The sequence below is a fragment of the Methylobacterium sp. genome, assembly GCF_028290105.1.
Taxonomy (GTDB): Bacteria; Pseudomonadota; Alphaproteobacteria; order Rhizobiales; family Beijerinckiaceae; genus Methylobacterium.
Map to the genome: position 1 here is coordinate 21,527 of NZ_JAQGKL010000007.1, position 7,010 is coordinate 28,536.

A 7,010-nucleotide genomic window follows, 5' to 3' on the forward strand; every position below is an offset into this window, starting at 1 on the left:
ATGATGCACGGAGACATCTCATCGAGCGCCGACAGCGTCGGGGTCGCGGTGGTGAACTACAAGATGCCGCGCCTCCACACCCGGGACGAGGTCCTGGCGAACGCGCGAAAGATCGCCGACATGGTGGTGGGCATGAAGTCCGGCCTGCCCGGCATGGACCTCGTGATCTTCCCCGAATACTCGACCCACGGGATCATGTACGACGCGGCCGAGATGTACGAGACGGCGAGCCAGATCCCCGGCCCCGAGACCGACATCTTCGCCGCCGCCTGCCGCAAGGCCAAAGTCTGGGGCGTGTTCTCGCTCACCGGCGAGCGCCACGAGGAGCACCCGCACAAGCCGCCCTACAACACTCTCATCCTGATGAACGACCAGGGCGAGATCGTGCAGAAGTACCGCAAGATCATGCCCTGGACCCCGATCGAGGGCTGGTATCCGGGCGACCGGACCTACGTCTCCGACGGGCCCAAGGGGATGAAGGTCAGCCTGATCATCTGCGACGACGGCAACTACCCCGAGATCTGGCGCGACTGCGCCATGCGCGGCGCCGAGCTCATCATCCGCTGCCAGGGCTACATGTATCCGGCCAAGGAGCAGCAGATCCTGATGTCGAAGGCGATGGCGTTCGCCAACAACACCTACGTGGCGGTGGCCAACGCGGCGGGCTTCGACGGCGTCTACACCTATTTCGGCCACTCGGCGGTGATCGGCTTCGACGGTCGCACCCTCGGCGAATGCGGCGAGGAGGAGATGGGCATCCAGTACGCCGCCCTCTCGAAGTTCCTGATCCGCGACGCCCGCGCCCACGGCCAGTCCGAGAACCACCTCTTCAAGCTGCTCCACCGGGGCTATACCGGCCTGATCGCCTCCGGCGACAACCGCCACGGCCTCTCGGACTGTCCTTACGACTTCTACCGCCGCTGGATCGAGGATCCCGACGCCACCCGCGACGCGGTCCGCGCCATCACCCGCCAGAGCGTCGGCACCGAGGAATGCCCCATCGAGGGCATCCCCTTCGTGGGCAAGGACTTCGTGGGCAAGGACTTCGTGGGCAAGGGCGAGGGCCCGCCCGACCCGGCGTGACCGTCCGGCCCGCGATGCGCGGCTGACGGGGCCGGCTCCGCTGAGGCGGGGCCGGTTTTTGTTTGGGGTTTCGTGGTCCGGAACGTTGTGCCCGTGACGGGCTGACATCGCGCGACGGGGAAATCCGAAGGCGGTCCCGCTGACACCCGAGACCTTCGCGCCCCATATGTGACCCGGGCGAGCCCTATTTCGACGTATTTTCGTCACTCATACTGTCGCCGTATTGTTACGCAATTGATAAGGCCGTTGAATACGCAACGGGAAACCTGATGAAATCCAATTCTGTACTCGCTCTTGCCTCTCTGGCTGCCATGACGTGCATGGGCGCCACCCACGCGGACGCGAGCACGGCCCCGAAGCGTCAAGCCGGCATGGCCTCCTGGTACGGTCCCGGCTTCCAGGGGCGACGCACGGCCAATGGCGAGCGCTTCAACACCCATGGCTTGACCGCGGCCCATCGCACCCTGCCGTTCGGCTCGCGGGTTCGCGTCACCAACAAGGCCACCGGCCGCTCGATCGTGGTCCGGATCAACGACCGTGGCCCCTTCGTCGGCGGGCGTGTGATCGACCTCTCCAATGCCTCGGCCCGCGCCATCGGCGTCTCGGGCGTCGCCAAGGTCGAACTCGCGCGCCTCTAGAGCTTCCGGAAGCGCTGCATCGCGAAACATCGCCCACCCGTCTTCGCGCAGGTGCATGTCGTCCCGCCAGCCGGTCTCGTGTCCCGAGAAAATGCTCTCGCGGTGGGGGCGAAGCGAACCCGTCGATGCAGACTGTGCAGGGCGCCCAAGCCCTGTGACTTCCTGTGATCGTAAGTCGGCCTTCCGCACGATCGTGACAGCGTCGGTTGGCCCTCTCACGCGGTGAACCGCGTTGAGGAGCATGGACGGCGTCCAGCCCAGGCCGTGTCTGGGTTGATCGAGCGCCACGCCCTATCATCCCTGTCCGCGAGCCTGAATGGCTGGTCACGAAGGCTTCAGTATGGGACCTCGCTCCTTCGCCGGCCGGCTCGGCCTCTGCGCCGCCCTCCTCGTCGCGGGCGAGGCCATCGCGCGGGAGCGGACCTCCGAGCAACCCACTTCGCGAACCGCTTCGCAGGCCTCGTCGGAGGTGCGCGATTGGCTGTCGGCCGTCGTCACGAAGATCGCCGACGCGGAGGGCGGGGCGACCAAGACGCCGCGCGGTAAGGGGACCGGTACCGTCACGATCCGCCTCCAGATCGCGGCGGACGGTTTCGTGAACCGCGTCGTGGTCGAGAAAAGCTCGGGCTCGCCGGACCTCGATGCGCGGGCGCTGTCTCTCGTCCGGACCGCCAGCCCCTTCAGCCCGCCTCCGGCGCCGCTGCTCACCGAGGCGGGGATGACCGAACTCGCCTTTCCCCTTCGGCTCGGCCGGTGAACGCGCGGGGACGCGCCTGCGCGTCCCCGCGCGTTCCCGACGCCACGGCGCAGCGCGTAGGAAAACCCTGCGCTCGCATCGACTTTCACAGCGGAGTCCGACGCGCGCCAAGATTTTCGTAAGGACGACGGAGGTCGTGAACAATCCTCCCAGGCCACGGTTCTCGCCACACTGGTCCCTAAGCCTGGAGAAACCTCGTGCGCCTCTTTCATGTCTCTCTGATCACCCTCGCCTTGGCTGCGGCGACCCCTGCTCTGGCTCAGACCACGACGACCAGTCCTGGCGCGACCAATCCCGGGGTGACCAATCCTGCGGCCAACAATACGGGCGTGGTGACCCCGCCCGTCCGTTCCGACCGTGACGAGCATCACGATTACGGCTGGATCGGTCTCCTGGGCCTTGCCGGTCTGGCGGGTCTGATGCGGCGCAACCATCGCGTCGTTCCGGGAACGACCCACAACGTCACGGGCACGGGCACGGGCGCCGGCCGGGTCTGAGAGCCGCCTCCACCCTGCGTGGTCCCGGTGTCGCCCTCACGCGGAGGCCGTGACACCGGGAGAAGCGGGTTGCCCGAAAGGCGCTCGCTCGTCCGGTCCGACCGATGGGCGACGACGCCGACCCCCGCTCACCGCCGCGAATCGACCGCCATCCGCACGGCGAGCGCGGCCAGCACCGTCCCCATCAGCCAGCGCTGCACGGCGATCCAGGTGGGCCGGCCGGCGAGGAAGACCGCGACCGAGCCCGCCGTGACGGCGATGAGGGCGTTCACGCTCACGCTCACGACGATCTGGACGGAGCCCAGCACCAGGGACTGGCCGAGGATGCCGCCCGCCTCCGGGGTGAGGAACTGCGGCAGCAGCGACAGGTAGAGGATGGCGATCTTCGGGTTCAGCAGGTTGGTCAGGAAGCCCATCAGGAACAGCCGCCCGGCACTGTCCCGGGGCAGGTCGCGGATCGCGAAGGGGGAGCGCCCGCCCGGCCGGAGCGCGCTCCAGGCGAGGTAGGCGAGATAGCCGGCGCCCGCGAGCCGCAGGGTGTCGTAGGCGAAGGGCACGGCCAGCAGCAGGGCGGTGATGCCGAAGGCGGCGCACAGCATGTAGACGACGAAGCCGAGCGCCACCCCGGACAGCGAGATCAGCCCGGCGACCCGGCCCTGGCAGATCGAGCGCGAGATCAGGTAGACCATGTTCGGCCCTGGCGTCAGCACCATGCCGAGGGAGACCGCCGCGAACGCGATCAGGTTCGAGAATTCGGGCACCGCGTCACTCCTCGCTCGTTCGGGCCGCGCCGCCGCCGGACCCCGTCCGTCACCTTCAACCACGCGTTGCGGGAAGGCAATGCGGATGGGTCGTGTCGGCGCAGGGGCGTTGCGATGTCCCTGGGGTACGGGCTCGCTCAGCTCGACCGTGTAGGGGCTGCTTTGGGTGGGGAGCGGACCCTGACCCTTCGCCCTGAAGCGGACGTTCTTTGCACGGGCAGCCCGGACCCTCATGCGACCGCAGCGGCTAGACCGTGACGACGATTTTCCCGATCTGCGCGTTGCTCTCCATGAACCGATGCGCCTCCACGATCTCGTCGAGCCCGAAGGTCTTGGCGATGACCGGCTTGAGCGCGCCCGAAGCGAGGCCGTCGACGATGTACGCTTTCGCCCTGCGGAGACGCTCTGGGTCCGTGGTGATTTCGAAGAGCTGGTAGCCCCGCACCGTCAGGTTCTTGCCTAGCAGGGACAGGACCGGGATCGTCAGCGGCGTCGTGTCGAGGGCCCCATACTGAAAGAAGGTTCCGAAGTCGCTGAGCGCTTCCAGGATCTTGCCCACCTCCGGGCCGCCGACCGGATCGAAGGCGACGCGGGCACCCTTGCCGTCCGTGATGCGTCTCACCTCGGCGACGAGGTCCTGTTCCTCCGTGGCGATGACGTGGGCGGCCCCTTGGGCCAGAAGTTCGTCGCGCTTGCCGCTCCCGCGGGTCAGGGCGACGGGGATCGCCCCAATGGCATTCACGATCTGGATAGCAGCGAGCCCCACGCTGCTGGACGCGGCGCGGATCAGCACCGTCTCGCCGGCCTTGACGTCGGCGATGTCGACCAGCGCGCCGTAGGCGGTCGTGAACATCATCCAGGTGGCGGCGGCTTCCTCCCAGGACAGGGTGTCCGGGTGCGTCACCACACCGAAGGCGGGGGCGTTCACGAGTTCTCCGTGCAGGCCGTACGCGCCGAGCATGAAGCAGGGGACGACGCTCACGGCATCGCCGACTTCGAAGCCTTCGACGTCCGGCCCGAGCGCCTCGACGGTGCCGGATGCCTCGTAACCGATGATGGCCGGGAACGTCGGCTGGGTCACGTACTGGCCGGTGCGGAACATGACCTCGGCGCGGTTCAGGCCCATCGCCTTGACGCGGATCTGGACCTCTCCTGCCTTCGGGGCCGGCACGACGACGTCCTCGACCTTGAGGACCTCGGATGCGCCGATCTCATGGAAACGGACGATGCGTGACATGGGATGCTCCTCGAACTGATGTCGGGGTGAACGACCGCTCGGACGGTTCCGATGCGGAGACTGGTGTCAGAAGGAATACCGGCGCATGCCGCCGTCGACCGTGAGGACGATGCCGGTGACGTAGCCGGCCCTCGGCGATGCCAGGAAGGTGACGGCGTTCGCGACGTCCTCCGGCTGCCCGAAGTCCCGAAGCGCGATCTCCCGCTCGGCGAACTTGCGCCGTTCGTCCCCGGGGTAGAGCCGTCGGATCTGCGCCGTGTCGATCAGGCCGGGCTGGACGCAATTCACGGTCACGCCATGCGGGCCGAGCTGCTCCGACAACCCCTTGGACCAGACTACCAGACCGGCCTTGGCCACCATCGCGGCATTGACCACTTCCGGCTCCAGGTTGCCCGAGATGCTGATGATCGCCCCGGATTTACGGCCAAGGAAGTTGGGCAGGAGGGCCTGGGTCAGTTGGCGGTGACGGTCGAAGTTCAGGGTCATCCCCTCGACCCATTGGTCCTCCGGGGCGTCGATGGCCATCGGACGGCTGCCGCCGGCGTTGTTGACGAGAATGTCGACGTGGCCGAGCGCGGCCAGCGCCGCCTCGGCGATCCGTCCCGGCCCCTCGGGGGCGACGAAATCCTGTTCGAAGGTAACCGGGGCGACGCCGCCTGCCTCCACCACCTCCGCGACGAGGCTTGCCAGCAATCCCTGGTCGCGGGCGGTCGCGAACACGCGTACGCCCTCGGCCGCCAGCGTCTTCGCAATAGCGCGGCCCAGGCCCTGACTCGCGCCGGTGACCAGCGCCGTCTTGCCGTTCAGTCCAAGGTCCATGGTGGTTCCCCGTCGATGCCGGCCAGCGCCGGAGCCACGCCCACGGATGCGGGTCGGTGCTGCTGTTCGAAACCTAAGGGCGATCCACTGTTCCGATTACCTGCTAAGTTCTGCGCGCGGTGCTGAATGAGAAAGATCAATGCGGGCAAGCGAACTCGGCGAGATGTCGACCTTCCTGGCTGTCGCGAAGCATCGCAGCTTCCGGAAGGCCGCGACCGAGCGCGGCGTTGCCTCATCGGCCGTCAGCCACGCCATCCGCAGCCTCGAGGAGCGCATCGGCGTGCGGTTGCTTCAGCGCACGACACGAAGCGTCGCCCTGACCGACGCGGGCGAACGCTTCCTCGCCGAACTCGCACCCGCCTTCGATCAGATCGCCAGAGCGCAGGAGAGCCTGAACACGTTCCGGGAAACCCCCTTCGGCACCGTCCGGATCAACCTTCCCACCTCGATTGCCCCATTCCTCCTTCGAGACGTCATGGTCTCGCTGATCGACGAAAATCCAGGCTTGAACCTCGATATCGTGGCGACGGACCGTCTCGTCGACATCGTCGAGGAAGGCTTCGACGCCGGCATCCGGTTCGGAGAGGTGCTGTCCCAGGATATGGTCGCCGTTCGGATCGGCCCCGTGCAGCGTCTCGTGGTCGTGGGCTCGCCAGCGTACCTGCGCACGAAGGCGCCGCTGGAGCATCCACGGGACCTCGCCCGACATGTGGGCATCCGGTACCGTTTCCCGAGCGGCAAGATGTTCAACTGGCGGTTCGAGCGGGATGGCGAGGCCATCGAGGTCGCGGTCGATGGCCCGATCACCCTCGACGACCAGGAACTCATGGTCGAGGCGGCAGCGAAGGGCGGCGGTCTCGCCTACGTCTGGGAGGATCGCGCCAGACACCGCCTCGACGACGGGACGCTGGCCATCTGCCTCGGAGATTGGTCTCCCGTGAAGGGCGATCTGTTTCTCTACTATCCGAGCCGGAGGCATCTCTCCGGCGGTCTCCGGGTCCTGATCGACCGGCTGAGGGCCTGATGTTTTCAGACGGATGTGGTGCGAGCGCCAAGGTGCGTCGGACGGCATCCGCCTCACCTTCGACCTGCTCGAACGGGCAAGCGGATCGGGGTCAGGGCCGTGCGAGCCCGCCGCGCGAGCGCGCAGCCCGCGACCACGTCAATCCTCCGGCCCGCCCTCCGCGTGGTCGAGTCGGCGAAGGGGCCGGGGCACCC

8 protein-coding genes are annotated in these 7,010 nt (G+C 67.5%); 5 read left to right on the forward strand and 3 right to left on the reverse strand.

Features of this window, described 5'->3' with window-relative positions:
* The 4 genes from JWQ05_RS00405 (at position 1) to JWQ05_RS00420 (ending at position 2,975) form a co-directional block, all read left to right on the forward strand.
* Entirely contained in the window at positions 1-1,083 is a 1,083-nt protein-coding gene (locus JWQ05_RS00405; protein ID WP_299652783.1) for an aliphatic amidase, read from the forward strand.
* 320 nt (positions 1,084-1,403) lie between these two features.
* Positions 1,404-1,721, forward strand: coding sequence for a septal ring lytic transglycosylase RlpA family protein (locus tag JWQ05_RS00410; RefSeq protein ID WP_299652785.1), 318 nt, complete (start codon positions 1,404-1,406; stop codon positions 1,719-1,721).
* 340 nt (positions 1,722-2,061) lie between these two features.
* Entirely contained in the window at positions 2,062-2,478 is a 417-nt protein-coding gene (locus JWQ05_RS00415; RefSeq protein ID WP_299652788.1) for an energy transducer TonB, read from the forward strand.
* Positions 2,479-2,675: 197 nt separating this feature from the next.
* Positions 2,676-2,975 (forward strand): WGxxGxxG family protein, encoded by a 300-nt coding sequence (locus JWQ05_RS00420; protein WP_299652791.1) that lies wholly within the window; start codon positions 2,676-2,678, stop codon positions 2,973-2,975.
* A gap of 128 nt (positions 2,976-3,103) precedes the next feature.
* Here JWQ05_RS00420 and JWQ05_RS00425 read toward each other — a convergent pair whose 3' ends face one another.
* The 3 genes from JWQ05_RS00425 to JWQ05_RS00435 all read right to left on the reverse strand — a co-directional run bounded on the left by JWQ05_RS00425 (position 3,104) and on the right by JWQ05_RS00435 (position 5,792).
* Complete coding sequence (locus JWQ05_RS00425) at positions 3,104-3,736, reverse strand: LysE family translocator (protein WP_299652794.1); 633 nt, start codon at positions 3,734-3,736, stop codon at positions 3,104-3,106.
* A gap of 247 nt (positions 3,737-3,983) precedes the next feature.
* Complete coding sequence (locus JWQ05_RS00430; RefSeq protein WP_299652797.1) at positions 3,984-4,973, reverse strand: zinc-dependent alcohol dehydrogenase family protein; 990 nt, start codon at positions 4,971-4,973, stop codon at positions 3,984-3,986.
* A gap of 66 nt (positions 4,974-5,039) precedes the next feature.
* A complete protein-coding gene (locus tag JWQ05_RS00435) occupies positions 5,040-5,792 on the reverse strand; it encodes an SDR family oxidoreductase (protein ID WP_299652800.1) in 753 nt (250 codons plus the stop codon).
* A gap of 139 nt (positions 5,793-5,931) precedes the next feature.
* On the opposite strand from JWQ05_RS00435, the gene JWQ05_RS00440 reads away from it, so the two are divergent.
* Positions 5,932-6,816: a LysR family transcriptional regulator gene (locus JWQ05_RS00440; RefSeq protein WP_299652803.1), complete on the forward strand. Its 885-nt coding sequence runs from the start codon at positions 5,932-5,934 to the stop codon at positions 6,814-6,816.
* Positions 6,817-7,010: the final 194 nt, after the last annotated feature.